Raw genomic sequence first — 15,081 nt, forward strand, 5'->3', positions numbered from 1 at the left:
CGCCTCACTTGCCAATCACGCGCCGCAGGAAATCCTGGGTACGTGCATGTTGTGGTTCGCTCAGCACCTGTGCCGCCGGGCCGGATTCGACGATGCTGCCGCTGTGCAGGAAGCAGACGCGGTCGGCCACCTCGCGGGCAAAGCCCATCTCGTGCGTCACCACGATCATGGTCATGCCGTCCGCGGCCAGGGTGCGCATCACCGCCAGCACCTCGCCCACCAGTTCCGGGTCCAGGGCCGAGGTCGGCTCATCGAAGAGGATGGCTTCCGGCTGCATCGCCAGCGAGCGGGCAATGGCCACACGCTGCTGCTGGCCGCCCGACAATTGCGCCGGATAGGCATCGCAGCGCTGCGCCAGGCCGACCTTGTCCAGCAGGGCGATGGCCTGCGCCCGCGCCTGTTCACGCGGCACCCGGTTGACGAAGATCGGCCCCTCGGTGACGTTCTCCAGCACCGTGCGATGCGGGAACAGGTTGAAGCGCTGGAACACCATACCCACCCGCGTGCGCAGGCGGTGGATGTCGGCGCCGTTGCGATCCACGCGCTGGCCGTCGATCAGGATGTCGCCGCGCTCATAGGATTCCAGTCCATTGATGCAACGCAGGACCGTGGACTTGCCCGAGCCCGAGGGCCCGATCAGGCAGACCACCTCACCCTCGGCCACCGACAGCGAGACATCCTTGAGCACCTCGTGCTGGCCGAAGCACTTCGAAATACGTTTGACCTCGATCATCGTGCCCTCCCCTTGCTGCCACGGATTTCCAGGCGACGGATCAGGAACACCAGCGGCAGCGACAACAGCAGGTACAGCACTGCCACCATGGTATAGACCGTCATGTTCTGGAAGGTGCTGGAGGCGATCATCTGGCCGGCGCGGGTCATCTCCAGCACGGTGATGGTCGAGACCAGCGACGAATCCTTCAACATCATCACCAGCGTATTGCCATAGGGCGGCAGCGCGATACGAAAGGCCTGCGGCAGGATCACGCGGCGCATGATCAGCGGCCCGCGCATGCCGATCGATTGCGCCGCCTCGATCTGGCCCACGTCCACTGCCTCGATGCCGGCGCGGAAGTTCTCCGCCTGGTAGGCCGAGTAGGCGATCCCCAGCCCGATCACCCCGGCCTGGAAGGCGGAGAGCTGGATGCCGATCTCGGGTAGCACGAAATAGATGTAGAACAGCTGCACGATGATGGGCAGCCCGCGGATGATGTTGACGATGGTGGCGCCCAGCAGCGAGACCGGTTTCAGGCGCGATACCTTCATCAGCGCCAGTACCAGCCCCAGCAGCGAACTGAGCAGGAAGGAATAGATCGTGACTTCGATGGTGACCAGCGCTCCCTTGAGGAGGATGGGCAGGAAGTCCAGCACGGTTTGGGAAAGCATGGGCGTGGAAGGTAGGTGGAAATGAGCGTGGAAAGCTGCGCAGGAGAATCGCCCCGCCACCCAGCGGTGACGGGAACTTGCGCGGCCGCCGGTGGAGCGGCGACCTCCGGTTACAGCGACGTCGCGCCGGCGTCAGCCCGGTTCACTCAGTTCAGCTTCCACTGATCGACGATGCGCGCGAGCGTGCCATCGGCCTTGAGTTCGGCAATCGCCTTGTTCAGGCGCTCCATGAGCTTGGGGTCTCCCTTGCGGATCACCAGGCAGACATCCCCCATCAGGGTGGACTGGTATTCCTTGACCAGGCGCACCTGCGGATTGGCGCCCTGCGAGAGCTGGTAGGCCACGATCGGGCGATCACCGAAACCGGCCTTGATGCGGCCCAGGCCGACGTCGCGCATCATGTCGGCTACTGAATCGTAGGTCTTCACTTCCTTGAAGCCGCCCTTCTTGTTCAGGGCATCGACGAACACCGTCCCCACCTGGGCGCCGACGATCTCACCCTTGAGGTCGTCCAGCGTCTTGTAGACCTTCTGGTCCTGGGCGTTGACGAACAGACCCTCGCCATAGGAATAGACCGGATCACTGAAGTCCACGATCTGGGCGCGGGCCTCGGTCTTCAACATGGCCGCGGCGATGATGTCGATCTTGTTGCCGGTCAGCGAGGGGATCAGCGCGGAGAACGGCGTCTGCTGGATGTTCACCGAAAAACCGGCCTTGTTGCCCACCGCCGTGACGGTATCGACCATCATGCCCTGCAGCTTGTTGGTCTTGATATCGAGGAAGGTGAAAGGCACCCCGGTGGAGGTGGCGCCCACGTTGTAGCTGGACTGGGCCATGGCGGGCGCGGCGGCCAGCACCGACATCAGGGCCGCAGCCCCCAGCAGTGGCGACAGCAGACGATGCAACAGGCGACTGGACGGCAGATTGAACGACTTCATACGACTCCCCCTTTGGCACAAGATCACGACGGATCGGAACGAACGGCTGGAAGTCCGCACGCCAGCAGGTGCCGACGGCGGTGTGGACTGCGACGCCCCCGGGCGGGGACGCGGTTTCCGGTCTTCCTCCCCGGCCCGGCCTGCATCGGACTACCCGGTATGGCGCGATGCGACTTAAACCACTGAAGCGGCTGGAAGGGCTGAGGCTGGAAGAACGGCAGACGACAAACAAAGATGCATGAATATCAATATACGGCCTTGGATTAAGTATATTTGGTTTACCTGAATCGTCAATAGATATTTATGTATCGATATTCGATACATAAGAAGCGAATTCCCGTAGAATTCCCCCATTCCTATCTGCGAGGAGTAGGCATGAGCGAGACCGAAGCAAGCCCCACCGACCTGCTGTTCAATCAATCACTGGAAAAAGGCCTGGCCGTGCTGCGCGCTTTCAATGCGCAGCGCCGCACCATGACCCTGGGCGACGTGGCCAGCGCCACGTCCATCTCCAAGAGTTCGGCGCAACGCATGGTGCATACGCTGGAAACACTGGGCTACATCTGCAAGCACCCCAGGACGCGCCGCTACCAGCTCACGCCCAAGGTGTTAGAGGTGGGCTACAACTACCTGGCGGCCGACATCCTGGTGGACGTGGCCAATCCCTTCCTGTCGGAACTGGCCAACATGACCGGCGAGACCGTCAATCTCACCGAGCCCTACGAGCGCGAGATGGTCTACGTGGCCCGCTTCGTGGCCAGCAAGTTCATCCCCATCCACATGCCCATCGGAAGCCGCATCCCCATGTATTGCACCGCCTCCGGGCGGGCCTACCTGAGCGGGCTGGACGAGGGCGAGGCACAGGCCATCCTGCTCTCCAGCGAGCGCACGGTCCACACGCCGCATACGCGCACCGGGGTGGAAGAGATCATGGACATGGTCAGGATGGCCCGCGAACGCGGCTTTGCCAGCAACCGGGAAGAACTGTTCCTGGGCGACATGACGGTGGCCGCGCCCATCTTCAACAGCGAGCGCAGGCCGGTGGCTTCCGTGCACGTGGTGGCGCCGACCAGCCGCTGGACCGCCGAGGATGCCGAACGCAAGCTGGGGCCGCTGGTATTGGAGTGCGCACGCTCGATCTCCAATTCGGTGCGCACGCTGGTGTAAGGTCGCAGCAGGAAAGTACAAGATCGGCCGCCGCGTGTGTGTCACAATCGCCGCTCCCCCTTAAGCCACACAGACTACCGATCGGAGAAACCATGGCCCACGTCACCCTGCACAACGCCGCCGGCTACGCCCAGGACATCAAGGCGCGCATCCACCAGCTCAAGTCGGATGAACCGGAAAGCAATGGCGGCAAGGACACCGGTCCCGCGCCCTATGAACTGCTGCTGGCCGCACTGGCATCCTGCACTTCGCTGACCTTGCGCATGTATGCCGACCGCAAGGGCTGGGACCTGGGCAGCATCGCAGTGGACGCCCACTTCGGCCGCGACGACAGCGGCCTGGAAACCATCACCCGCAAGATCAGCTTCGGCAATGCCCTGAGCCAGGAACAACTGACCCGCCTGGCCGAAATCTGCGAAAAGACCCCAGTCACCAAGACCATCCGCCAGGGCACGGCGATTCAGACGTCGATCGCGTAACCGGCTGCGCGCCAGGCATCGATGCCGCCAGTCAGCGGCCGCACCCGGGTGTAGCCGCGTCGCATCAGCTGGCGCGCCACCACGGCCGCCGAGGCCTCGTTGGGACAGGCGCAATAGACCACCACTTCCCCTTCCACCGGACCATCGAAGACGAAGGTCTGGATTTCCTGGTTGGAGATGGTCACCGCTCCCGGAATACGGCCATCCTGCTGCGACAGCGGCGAGCGCACATCGATGATGGTGGGCGCATTGCCCTGTTCGAGCATGGTATTGAGTTCATCCACGGTGATGCGCGCCATCTCCAGCGACTTGCGGAAGCGCCGGCGCTGCCACCACTTGTTGGCCACGAACGCCGCCAGCGCCACGGCGATCAACAGCATCCCGTAATGCCCCAGCTGGGCCAGCACGTTCAGCAGGTCATCCACGGCCGAACTGAACAGCGAGCCCAGGAAAATCCCCAGCCCCGCCCATAAAGCGCTGCCCGCTGCGTCCCACAGGATGAAGCTGACGCGGCGCGTTCCCATGGTGCCGGAGAGCGCGCTGGCAATCGAGGCAAAGCCGGGGATGAACTTGGCCAGCAGCAAGGACCGCGCGCCCCAGCGCAGGTAGATCGATTCGGTCTGGCGCACACAGGAATCCGGCGAGAGCGAAATGCGGCACAGGCGCGACATGATCTTGCGCCCGTAACGGCGGCCGGCGAGATACCAGACGTAATCGGCCATCAGCGCCGCACAGACCGCCAGGACGAGCAACAGCAGCGGCGAGTAGCGCCCGGTGGCCGACAAGGCACCGGTGATGATCAGTGTCGGATAGGCCGGCACCGGCGCGCCCAGCTGCTCCACCAGCACGTTGACGAAAACGAGGATCAGACCGTATTGCTCGATGAGGTGGTAGAGGGTTTCCATGGCCAGGCCGCCTTGATGTCTTGCCGCGTGAGAAGCGGCGACTGTCCCGCCGTAACGGCGGATTGCAGGCTGCCATTATAGGCATGCCGGCCCCGCCCCTGCTTGGCCTGAAACGGGTAAAAACGGGACGGACCACAAAAAGCGCCCTGCTCACCCGCTGCAACGCGGGCGCGCAGGGCGCGAACGAGGAAGACCTCGGAGAAATCGATACTGCCGGACTGCCTCAGGCAGCGTGCTTGACGACGGCCTCGCTCTTGCCGCTGGCGGTACCACCGCCATCCTGTGCTGCCGGCCGGGTGCGCGCCAGGAACACCAGCACCGCTGCCAGCAGCGAGGCACCGGACAGGGCATACAGCCCGCCCTGGATGGAACCGGTCTTCTGCTCCAGGTAGCCGAAGGTGGCCGGCGCGAAGAAGCCGCCCAGGTTGCCCAGCGAATTGACCAGTGCCAGCACCGCTGCCGCAATGCGTGCATCCAGGTAGGCCTGCGGGATCGGCCAGAACAGCGAAGAAGCCGCCTTGAAGCCGATGCCGGCGAAGCACACCGCGACAAACCCGATCACCGGCCCGGACGAGGCCGACACCGCCATGCCCGTCGCCGAGATCACCAGCGCGGCAGCGACCCAGAACTGCTGCCGCTTGAAGCGCGCCGCCAGCACCGCGAACATGTACATGGCGGCAATGGCGATGATCCACGGAATGGTATTGAAGAGGCCGACTTGAAGTCATTGAAATGACCCATCTTCTTGATGATGGTCGGCAGCCAGAAGGTCGCACCGTAGATGGTCAGCTGGATGGCGAAGTAGATCAGACAGAACAAGACGATCTGCGGATCGCGCAACAAGGTCAGCGCGGAAACGTGCGCCGGCCGGTTGGCGGCGCGCAGCTCCTGTTCGGCGGCGATCACCGCGGTCAGCGCTTCGCGCTGTTCCGGCGAAAGCCACCTGGCATCGGCCGGGGTGGAGTCCAGCACATTCCAGACCACCACGCAGAACAGCATCGAGACGCCGCCTTCGATCAGGAACATCCATTGCCAGCCATGCAGGCCGCCGCCCTCGATGAGCAACAGCGCACCGGTAATCGGGCCGGAGAGGATGGAGGCAATCGCCGAGCCCGACAGGAAGACAGCCATGGCGCGCCCACGTTCATGATTGGGCAACCACTGCGTGAAGTAATACACCACGCCAGGGAAGAACCCCGCCTCGGTCACGCCCAGCAGGAAACGCATGAAATAGAAGCTGGTCTCGCTCTGCACGAAGGCCATGCAGGCCGCCACCAGGCCCCAGGTGAACATGATGCGGGTCAGCCACGCGCGCGCGCCGTAACGTTGCAGCAGCATGTTGGACGGCACCTCGAAGATCGCGTAACCGACGAAGAACAGCCCGGCGCCCAGGCCGAAGGCAGCCGCGCCGATGCCCAGGTCGGTAGAGAGGTGACTGCGCACGAAACCGATGTTGACGCGGTCGATGTAGTTGATGATGAACATGGCCACGAACAGCGGCAGGATGCGCCACTTGATCTTGCTCACCGCGCTGGTGAGGGCCAGGGTTGCTGCGCCTGATGAGGCGGATGGGGAAGGATTCACGGGTTGTCTCCTCTGTTGAGCCCGTACTACCGATGGATGAAAGAAAAGCTGAACGAAAATTCGGACCGGCGGCGCGTTCATCGCGCTCTTGTCACGGCCCCGCTAGCAGATGTGCAGCCCTGTGCTCAACGCACCAGGCAGGGTTTCTTGGGATCGAATTTCCAGCCCGGGATCAGGTACTGCATGGCCACCGCATCGTCCCGCGCACCCAGTCCCATGTTGCGATAGGTCTGGTGGGCCGCTTCCACCTGCTCCATGTCCAGTTCCACGCCCAGGCCGGGCTTGGCCGGCACTTGCACCTTGCCGCCCACGATCTGCAGCGGTTCGCGGGTCAGGCGCTGGCCGTCCTGCCAGATCCAGTGGGTATCGATGGCGGTGATCTTGCCCGGCGCGGCTGCGGCCACATGGGTGAACATCGCCAGCGAGATGTCGAAGTGGTTGTTGGAATGTGAACCCCAGGTCAGGCCCCACTCATGGCACATCTGCGCCACCCGCACCGAACCCTGCATGGTCCAGAAATGCGGATCGGCCAGCGGGATATCCACCGACTGCAGCGAAATCGCATGGCCCATCTGGCGCCAGTCGGTGGCCACCATGTTGGTGGCGGTCTGCAGGCCGGTGGCGCGGCGGAACTCGGCCATCACCTCGCGTCCGGAATAGCCTTCCTCGGCGCCGCACGGATCTTCCGCATAGGCCAGCACGTCATGCTGGTCGCGGCACAGGCGGATGGCATCCTTGAGCAGCCAGCCGCCGTTGGGATCAAGGGTGATGCGAGCCTTGGGGAAGCGTTCGGCCAACGCCGTGACGGCGGCGATCTCTTCCTCGCCACGCATGACACCGCCCTTGAGCTTGAAGTCGTTGAAGCCATACCGCGCATAGGCCGCCTCGGCCAGGCGGACCACCGCCTCGGGCGTGAGCGCGGCTTCATGGCGCAGGCGCAGCCAGTCGTCGGCCTGCTCCGCTTCGGCGTGATACGGCAGGTCGGTCTGCTTGCGGTCGCCCACGTAGAACAGGTAACCCAGCATTTCCACCTCATCACGCTGCTGCCCCTCGCCCAGCAGCGCCGCCACCGGTACCTCCAGGAACTTGCCCAGCAGGTCCAGCAGGGCCGCTTCCAGCGCGGTGACGGCGTGGACGGCGATGCGCAGGTCGAAGGTCTGCAGGCCCCGACCGCCGACATCGCGGTCGGCGAAGGCCGTGCGTGCCCGGTTCAGGATGCCCTGGACATTGCCGATGGACTGCCCCACCACCAGCGAGCGCGCATCTTCCAGGGTCTGGCGGATGCCCTCCCCGCCCGGGACCTCGCCCACCCCGGTATGGCCGGCGCTGTCGGTGAGGATCACCAGGTTGCGCGTGAAATACGGACCGTGCGCGCCGGACAGGTTCAGCAGCATGCTGTCATGGCCGGCCACCGGAATGACGCGCATGTCGGTGACGCGGGGCGCCCCCTTGGCCAGGGCAGCGGAAGACGAGGTGGCAGACGTCGAGGAGGCAGGAGTGGCAAGGGCAGTCATGGCAGCACTTTCTCTTTCAATGAAGAAAACCCGGCACCCGCCGGGAATGACCTGGCAGCGGATCCGGCGATAATTTGGTAGCGGTACCAAATCAGGATGAATGAATGGTAGCGGTACCAAATCAGCCTGTCAACAGGGGGATGTGAAGTGCCAGATCAACTTGCCTGGCAGCATCAAAACGGATGGGGCAATAAAGGTGGGAAAGACAGGAGGGGCAGGAGGAGCAGGAAGTGCGGAATCGCCGCGTCAGGCGCTTTCGCGCTGGATGATGGAAAAGCCGACATCGACAATGCGCTCGGCCACCTCGATGCCCGCCGCCCGGTCGATGATGAAACGCGCCGCGCGCTGGCCGATGCCGGTGCCGTCGATGCGCACAGTAGTCAGGCGGGGTTGCAGGTCACGCGAGAATTCCAGGTCGCCGAAGCCGACTACCGCCAGTTGTCCGGGAATGGCGATGCCACGGCTCTGGGCCTCGATCATCACGCCCAGGGCCAGCAGGTCGGAACTGCAGAAGATGGCATCGGTGTCGGGCTGTTGCTGCAACAGATCAGCCAGACCCCGCCGTCCCTGCCCCAGGGTGGTCGGGGCGATGACGTGGTACATCGGCAGGGCTGCCGCCCCCTGCCCGTCGTTCATGCCCAGCGCCACCGCTTCCTGCGCGAAGGACTGCATGCGGCGCTGGCTGCGCTCGTCGCGCCCGCCCACCACCGCGACCTTCTTGCGACCGCGCTGGTGCAGGTAGCGCGCCACTTCGCGGCCGATGGCCTCGTGCGAAAAACCGACCAGCATGTCGATCGGCGTGGGCGTCAGGTCCCAGGTCTCGACCACCGGGATGCCACTGGCCAGCAAGCGCTTCCTGGCCTCGGCCGAGCGCATGATGCCGGTCAGCACCACGCCATCGGGACGGCGGCCGATGATGGCTTCCAGCAGCGCATCCTCACGCGAATTCTCGTAGCCGCTCTGGCCCAGCATGACCTGGTAGCCGGCGGCGGCCAGGGTTTCGGTCAGGGTATGGACGATTTCCTGGAACACCGGCCCGATCACGGTGGGCACCACCACCGCCACCAACCGGCTCTTGTTGGAGGCCAGCCCGCCGGCCAGCAGGTTGGGGACGTAGCCGGTCTTTTCCACCGCCTCGCGCACTTTCTGCAAGACCTTGGGCGAAACCGCCGAGGGTGTGTTCAAGGCCCGCGACGCCGTGATCGGCGCCACCCCGGCCAGTTGCGCCACGTCGCGCAGCGTGATGCCACCGGCGCTCTTGCGCGGGCCGCGACGACGCGGTTCGGGACCGTCGTCGTCGCGGCCGCCACGCGCATCTGCGGAGGTGTCGTCGGGGGTATTTTCAGGGAGAGGGCTGTGTTGGGGCATGGCCGCATTCTAGCATCGCTGGTAGCGTTACCAAAACAACAAGGATGTCGCCGTTCATGCCCTCCGATTATTGATCTTGAATCAATAATGTTTTGTAGCAGCGGCGGTTTTTGCAAGGAATGAATTGGCCGATACTGGCTCACAACCATTTCACCCGCCTAGCCCACCGGGCCAGGCGCACCACTGCAAAGGAAAATCCTATGAATACCCCCACCCTCCCCGCCCTGGGCCTGGGCACCTTCCGCCTCAAGGACCAGCAGGTCATCGACTCGGTACGCACCGGCCTGGAGCTGGGCTATCGCCATATCGATACCGCGCAGATCTACGGCAACGAAGCCGAAGTCGGCCAGGCGCTGGCCGAGAGCGGCGTGGCCCGTGATGCGCTGTTCGTCACCACCAAGATCTGGACCGAAAACCTGTCGCGCGACAAGCTCATCCCCAGCCTCAAGGAAAGCCTGCAGAAGCTGCGCCTGGAACAGGTCGACCTGACGCTGATCCACTGGCCCTCGCCGCAGGACGCGCTGCCGGTGGCCGACTACCTGCAGACACTGGCCGAGGCCAAGGCACAGGGCCTGACGCGCCTGATCGGCATCTCCAATTTCACCATCACCCACATGGAGCAGGCCATTGCCGCCGTCGGTGCCGACCAGATCGCCACCAACCAGGTCGAGATCCATCCCTTCCTGCAGAACCGCAAGCTGATCGAGTACGCCCGCACCCAGGGCATCCACCTGACCGCCTACATGCCCCTGGCCTACGGCCGGGTGATGCAGGATGCGACGCTGCTGGAGATCGCCGCCAGGCACGGCGTATCGGCCGCGCAGGTGGCGCTGGCCTGGTCGCTGCAACAGGGCTTCGCGGTGATCCCCTCGTCCACCCGGCGCGAGAACCTGGCCAGCAACCTGGCCGCGGTGAAGATCAGCTTGTCAGACGCCGAGATGAGTGCCATCGCAGCACTGGATCGCGGCGAGCGCCTCGCCAATCCGGACTTTGCACCACACTGGGACTGAGCGCGGCAAGGCCGTCGGCAGGAGAAAGTCAGGGCGCAGATCGCTTATCATGTCGCTCTCCTGCCTACCCCAACCGCCCTCCCTGGAACAACCATGCCGCGTGTCTCCCTTGAACAAGCCGAACTGAATCGCGATCGCATCGAACAGGTATCGGCCCAGCTATTTCGCGAACTGGGCGTCGACCGGGTCAGCGTGGTCGATCTGATGAAGGCGGCCGGACTCACGCATGGCGGTTTCTACGGCCACTTCAAATCCAAGGACGAACTCGCCGCCATCGCCTGCACCCGCGCCTTCGATCTGTCGCGCGACAAATGGGAGGCCAGCGTCACGCAAAGCAGATCGCCGGCCGCTGCCTTGGGTGCCATCATCAACCGCTACCTCAGTCCGGAAAACCGCAACGCGCCAGGCACGGCCTGCCCGGCGGCCATGCTGGCCAGCGATGTCGCCCGCGAAGATGAAGATAAGCCGGTACGGGAGGCCTATCGCGCCGGTCTCGAAGACTTGCTCGACAGCCTGGGCGCACTGCAGGAACAAGGGGGGCCCAAGACCCGACGGCGGCATGCCATCACCCAGCTCTCCACCATGGTGGGCGCATTGCTGCTGGCCCGGGCCAGCGGGACGACGGCACTCTCTGATGAAATCCTCGACGCGGCCCGAAAAGAACTGCTCGCCGATCTGAAAGAAAGCCGGTCCTAGCCCTCCCCGCCTGAAGTCCCATCGCTGCCGTATCGTCTGCAGGCCTGCATGTCGTATGCATGTCGAGCAGGCTTTTTCCGATTTATATATTATGGTCAACATTTATTTATCGGATGAATGAACATGAAGATACTGATTCTCGGCGCTGGCGCCATGGGCGGATATTACGGTGCGCGTCTGATTGAAGCGGGCCAGGACGTCAGTTTCCTGGTGCGTGAGCGGCGTGCCCGGCAATTGCAACAGGAGGGACTGGTCATCGACAGCGCGCTGGGCAACTTCGCCGGCCCGGTCAAGACGCTGGTCTCCGGTACCGCCATCGCGGCGGAGTTCGACCTCATTCTGCTGGCCTGCAAAAGCTACGACCTGGACGGTGCCATCGAGACCTTGAAGCCACTGACGGGGCAGGACACGGTCATCCTGCCCATTCTCAATGGCCTGTCCACCTACGACAGCCTGGATGCCACGTTCGGTCGGGATCGCATCCTCGGTGGGGTGTCCTATATCGCGACCACGCTGGACACGAAGGGCTATATCCAGCACCAGGGCAGCAACGACAGCCTGAGCGTAGGCGCCCGCGCCAGCAGCAGCGAGAACATCGCCAGGGCGTTCCACGCCGCCATCGCACGCACGCCAGGTCTGCGACAGTTCTCCGACAACATCGATCAGGCGCTGTGGAACAAGTGGGCCATGATCGCGGCCGGCGCCGCCGTGACCTGCCTGATGCGCGGCAACATCGGCCAGATCCTGGCGACGGCCGGGGGCGAGTCGCTGGTGCGTCAGGCCATCACGGAGACCACCTCGGTGGCCGCCGCCAGCGGCTATCCCCTGTCGCAGGTGGCGCTGGACCAGATGCACAAGCTGCTGCTGTCACCCGCTTCCACCTGGGAAGCCTCGATGGCGCGCGACATCGCCGCCGGCATGGCGCGGCTGGAAGCCGACGCCATCATTGGCGACATGCTGACCCGGGCCCGGCAGCTCGGCATCGAGCTGCCCTTGCTACGGGCGGCCTATTGCCACCTGCAGGTCTATGAACTGCGGCAAGCCGCCAATTGAGCTGCAGTCCGCTAGGGGCTGCTACGGGAGGGGGAAGATTGCGGCATCGGGGAGGATGGCCGGTCCAGCAACTGCAGATTCAGGCGCTGCAGGGCACTGCCCACCGGAATGAAGAAATTCATCCCCGCCAGCCCCTTGGCCCCCAGCCCGGCCACGGTGATGCCGATCACCTGGCCTGACTTGTCCAGCAACGGACCGCCGCTGCTGCCGGGCAGGATGGCCACGTCGCTCTGCAGGAAGTCCAGATCGCGCACCGTGCGCACACCACTGAGGATGCCGCGCGTCAGCGTGGTGTTGAAGGCATCGCCCAGCGGCGAGCCCAGGGCATAGACATCCTCGCCGATACCCGGCTCGCTCAGGCGCAGCGGCAGCGGACGCACGCCGGGTGGCGCAGTCTTGAGCAGGGCCACGTCCCGCGCCACGTCGGAGCGCACCACCTCGGCCATCAGCTCGCGTCCGGCGGGCAGGCGCACGCGCACCACCCGCGCATCGCCGATGACGTGATGGTTGGTCAGCAGCCAGCCGGAACTGCCGATATAGAAACCGGTACCCGAGCTGCGCTCGCTGAAGACCGTGACCACCGCCGTGCGCAATTCGCCGATGACCTTGGACATCTCGCTGCCCGGCCGATCGGGCGCGCGGTTGTCGATCTCCACTACCGCGCCCGGCGGCTGGCGCTCGGCCCTGGGGGGTGGCAATACAGCGGCAACGCGCTCGTAGGGCGTCTGCACCGCCAGGGCGAATGCAGGATCGGCCAGCAGATTGCGTACGGCCACGGCGAAGGCCTCCACCGGAACCTGGGGCGATGCGCCCTCGAAGCCCGTGCTGCCCGAGCGGAACACCCCTTCGCTGCTGCCGCGATAGATCACCTTGCGCAGCTCCGGCGCGAACAGTTGCCAGTCGAGCCTGATGTAGGCCTCGCCGGTCCAGGCGTTGCCGCCCTTCATGCAGAGATTGGTCTGCAACTGGGTGACCACCACGCCGACCTGCAGATTGGCTTCGCCGCTCCGGTTGGGATCGGCTTGTGCGATGTCTTCCGGCCGCTCGGGAAACAGGATTTCCGGCCGCGCCGCCGGCACCGGGTAACCCTGGGCCTGCAGCTCCCGGCGAAAGCGTGCGGACAGGGCATTGGTCGGCAGCAGCACATCGGCGCTTTTCGGGTTCCAGACGATGTCGTTCTTGCGCGAGCAGAACAGCCCCTGCTGCAGCTCGCCGATGACCTGCGGGCCCTGCTCGAAATGGCGCAACGCGCGGGCCAGGAAGGCCGGCCGGGCCTGGGCTTCGGGCGGCATGCGCAGCGGTGTCTTGTCCGCTATCGATGGCAGGGTCGCCGGACCGGCGTAGGCCGGCAGGTTCAGACCGAGCATGACCGCCAGCGCGGTCAACATCCTTGGCAGGGAGAGGTTGCGATTCTTGTTCATCATCGGGCAGGTGTTTGGACCGGCGCAAGCGATGCCGGAGATCGGCACGCCCGGTCAGGCCGGCGCTGCGGGCGTGCGGCATTCTCGCACGCCATATGCCCTTGCACGATTGCCACAAATACCTAACAAGCAAGAAAAGTCATCCTTCCAGAAGAAGGATGACTTTTCGCACAAACCCGGGGGGAGAATCAGGCCGGAACCGGCGTCGGCTGACTCTGCTTGCCCTTGATACGCAGTACCAGCACCGCACCGATCAGACAGGCCACACCCATCATGATGGACGACAGGGTGTAGTTGCCCAGCGTGGCCCGCATATAGCCGGCGACCGTGGTGGCGGTGGCGGCACCCAGCTGGTGGCCGGCGACGATCCAGCCGAAGACGACGGGTGCAGCCAGGCGACCGAAGACGTCATTGGCCAGGCGCACGGTGGGCGGCACGGTGGCGATCCAGTCCAGGCCATAGAAGATGGCGAAGATGGTCAGGCCGTAATATTGCAGACCGAAGGCATAGGGCAGGAAGATCAGCGCCAGGCCGCGCAGGCCGTAGTACCAGAACAGCAGCACGCGCGGATTGTAGCGGTCCGACAGCCAGCCCGAGAGCGTGGTGCCGACCAGGTCCAGCATGCCCATGGCGGCCAGGATGGAGGCGCCGCTGACTTCATTGATGCCGTAGTCATTGCACATGGCGATGAACTGCGTACCGATATAGCCATTGGTGGACAGGCCGCAGACGAAGAAGCTCATGAACAGCAGCCAGAAGTCCGGCATGCGTACCGAGGTGCGCAAGGCGTCCAGGGCGATGGCCAGGGGATTGCGGCGGGACAGGCCTTCGTCCTTGATGTCCTCGACCTGGCCGACCATCTTCTGGCCGATGGCCGCCGGGCTCTCCGGCAGCAACAACCACACCAGGGGGATGGCCAGCAGCGCCACCGCCGACACCAGGAAGGCCACCGAACGCCAGCCATAGCTGCCGACCATGGCCGCCATCAGCGGCAGGAACACCATCTGTCCGGTCGCCGCACTGGCGGTCAGCAGACCCATGGCCAGCCCGCGCCGGGTCTCGAACCAGCGACTGACGATGGTGGCACCCAGGGTATTGGCGGCCACGCCGGTACCGGCGCCCACCAGCAGGCCCCAGGACAGCAGCATGTGCCAGGGCATGTGCATCAGGGTCGACAGTGCCGTGCCGGTGGCCAGCAGCACCAGGGCTGCCAGCACCACCCGGCGGATGCCGAAGCGCTGCATGGCGGCAGCCGAGAATGGACCGATCAGGCCGTAGAGTGCGATGTTGACCGAGATCACCACCGAGATGGTGGAGCGGTTCCAGCCGAACTCCTGCTCCAGCGGCAGGATCATCACCGAAGGCGTGGCACGGATACCGGCCGAGCACAACAGGACCAGGAAGATCACGCCCACCACCACCCAGGCGTAGTGAAAGCGTGGCGTGACGGCGTTGGCGAGTGATTGTGTGAGCTTGTTCATTGCGGTCCTGTGGAGAAAGAGTCGCGTAGGTGATTGGAGTTGTGGTGTTGGATGAAGCAAAAGCAAAAACGAAGACGGA

Annotated in this window: 13 protein-coding genes and 1 pseudogene; 5 read left to right on the forward strand and 9 right to left on the reverse strand. The window is 64.5% G+C overall.

The genetic code is table 11. From position 1 onward, the window contains the following. Positions 1-4: 4 nt before the first annotated feature. The 3 genes from HFRIS_RS12615 to HFRIS_RS12625 form a co-directional block, all read right to left on the reverse strand. Entirely contained in the window at positions 5-733 is a 729-nt protein-coding gene (locus tag HFRIS_RS12615; RefSeq protein WP_006463751.1) for an amino acid ABC transporter ATP-binding protein, read from the reverse strand. Beyond that, complete coding sequence (locus HFRIS_RS12620; RefSeq protein ID WP_006463752.1) at positions 730-1,386, reverse strand: amino acid ABC transporter permease; 657 nt, start codon at positions 1,384-1,386, stop codon at positions 730-732. Before HFRIS_RS12620 ends, HFRIS_RS12615 begins: the two co-directional genes overlap by 4 nt. 146 nt (positions 1,387-1,532) lie before the next feature. Beyond that, positions 1,533-2,324 carry an ABC transporter substrate-binding protein gene (locus HFRIS_RS12625; RefSeq protein WP_006463753.1) on the reverse strand — a complete coding sequence of 264 codons (792 nt, stop codon included), beginning with the start codon at positions 2,322-2,324 and terminating at the stop codon, positions 1,533-1,535. 375 nt (positions 2,325-2,699) lie between these two features. Between HFRIS_RS12625 and HFRIS_RS12630 the strand changes: the two genes are divergently transcribed. Beyond that, complete coding sequence (locus tag HFRIS_RS12630; protein WP_006463754.1) at positions 2,700-3,491, forward strand: IclR family transcriptional regulator; 792 nt, start codon at positions 2,700-2,702, stop codon at positions 3,489-3,491. Between the two features lie 92 nt (positions 3,492-3,583). Further along, positions 3,584-3,970 carry an OsmC family protein gene (locus tag HFRIS_RS12635; protein ID WP_006463755.1) on the forward strand — a complete coding sequence of 129 codons (387 nt, stop codon included), beginning with the start codon at positions 3,584-3,586 and terminating at the stop codon, positions 3,968-3,970. Here HFRIS_RS12635 and HFRIS_RS12640 read toward each other — a convergent pair. The 4 genes and pseudogenes from HFRIS_RS12640 to HFRIS_RS12655 form a co-directional block, all read right to left on the reverse strand. Further along, positions 3,952-4,875 carry a DedA family protein/thiosulfate sulfurtransferase GlpE gene (locus tag HFRIS_RS12640; RefSeq protein ID WP_006463756.1) on the reverse strand — a complete coding sequence of 308 codons (924 nt, stop codon included), beginning with the start codon at positions 4,873-4,875 and terminating at the stop codon, positions 3,952-3,954. The genes HFRIS_RS12635 and HFRIS_RS12640 overlap by 19 nt on opposite strands. A 223-nt stretch (positions 4,876-5,098) precedes the next feature. Further along, a pseudogene (locus HFRIS_RS12645) lies at positions 5,099-6,459 on the reverse strand (MFS transporter). 125 nt (positions 6,460-6,584) lie between these two features. Further along, positions 6,585-7,973, reverse strand: coding sequence for a glucarate dehydratase (gudD, locus tag HFRIS_RS12650; RefSeq protein WP_039875576.1), 1,389 nt, complete (start codon positions 7,971-7,973; stop codon positions 6,585-6,587). A gap of 246 nt (positions 7,974-8,219) precedes the next feature. Then, the gene (locus HFRIS_RS12655; RefSeq protein WP_006463760.1) at positions 8,220-9,341 is read right to left on the reverse strand and encodes a LacI family DNA-binding transcriptional regulator; all 1,122 of its coding nucleotides are present in this window, start codon (positions 9,339-9,341) and stop codon (positions 8,220-8,222) included. A 200-nt stretch (positions 9,342-9,541) separates the two neighbouring features. Here HFRIS_RS12655 and dkgB point away from each other — a divergent pair, with 200 nt between their 5' ends. From dkgB to HFRIS_RS12670, 3 genes are all read left to right on the forward strand, one after another. Further along, the gene (gene dkgB, locus HFRIS_RS12660; protein WP_006463761.1) at positions 9,542-10,351 is read left to right on the forward strand and encodes a 2,5-didehydrogluconate reductase DkgB; all 810 of its coding nucleotides are present in this window, start codon (positions 9,542-9,544) and stop codon (positions 10,349-10,351) included. A 93-nt stretch (positions 10,352-10,444) separates the two neighbouring features. After that, positions 10,445-11,047, forward strand: a complete 603-nt coding sequence (locus HFRIS_RS12665; RefSeq protein ID WP_006463762.1) for a TetR/AcrR family transcriptional regulator — start codon at positions 10,445-10,447, stop codon at positions 11,045-11,047. A 123-nt stretch (positions 11,048-11,170) separates the two neighbouring features. Further along, entirely contained in the window at positions 11,171-12,100 is a 930-nt protein-coding gene (locus HFRIS_RS12670) for a ketopantoate reductase family protein (RefSeq protein WP_006463763.1), read from the forward strand. Positions 12,101-12,111: 11 nt separating this feature from the next. Here HFRIS_RS12670 and HFRIS_RS12675 read toward each other — a convergent pair whose 3' ends face one another. Together HFRIS_RS12675 and HFRIS_RS12680 are read right to left on the reverse strand one after the other, a co-directional pair. Then, positions 12,112-13,524, reverse strand: coding sequence for a S1C family serine protease (locus tag HFRIS_RS12675; protein WP_051110914.1), 1,413 nt, complete (start codon positions 13,522-13,524; stop codon positions 12,112-12,114). Positions 13,525-13,709: 185 nt separating this feature from the next. After that, positions 13,710-15,002, reverse strand: a complete 1,293-nt coding sequence (locus tag HFRIS_RS12680) for an MFS transporter (protein WP_006463765.1) — start codon at positions 15,000-15,002, stop codon at positions 13,710-13,712. Between the last annotated feature and the right edge of the window lie 79 nt (positions 15,003-15,081).

Origin of the sequence: Herbaspirillum frisingense GSF30, assembly GCF_000300975.2 — a bacterium.
GTDB classification, from domain to species: Bacteria; Pseudomonadota; Gammaproteobacteria; order Burkholderiales; family Burkholderiaceae_D; genus Herbaspirillum; species Herbaspirillum frisingense.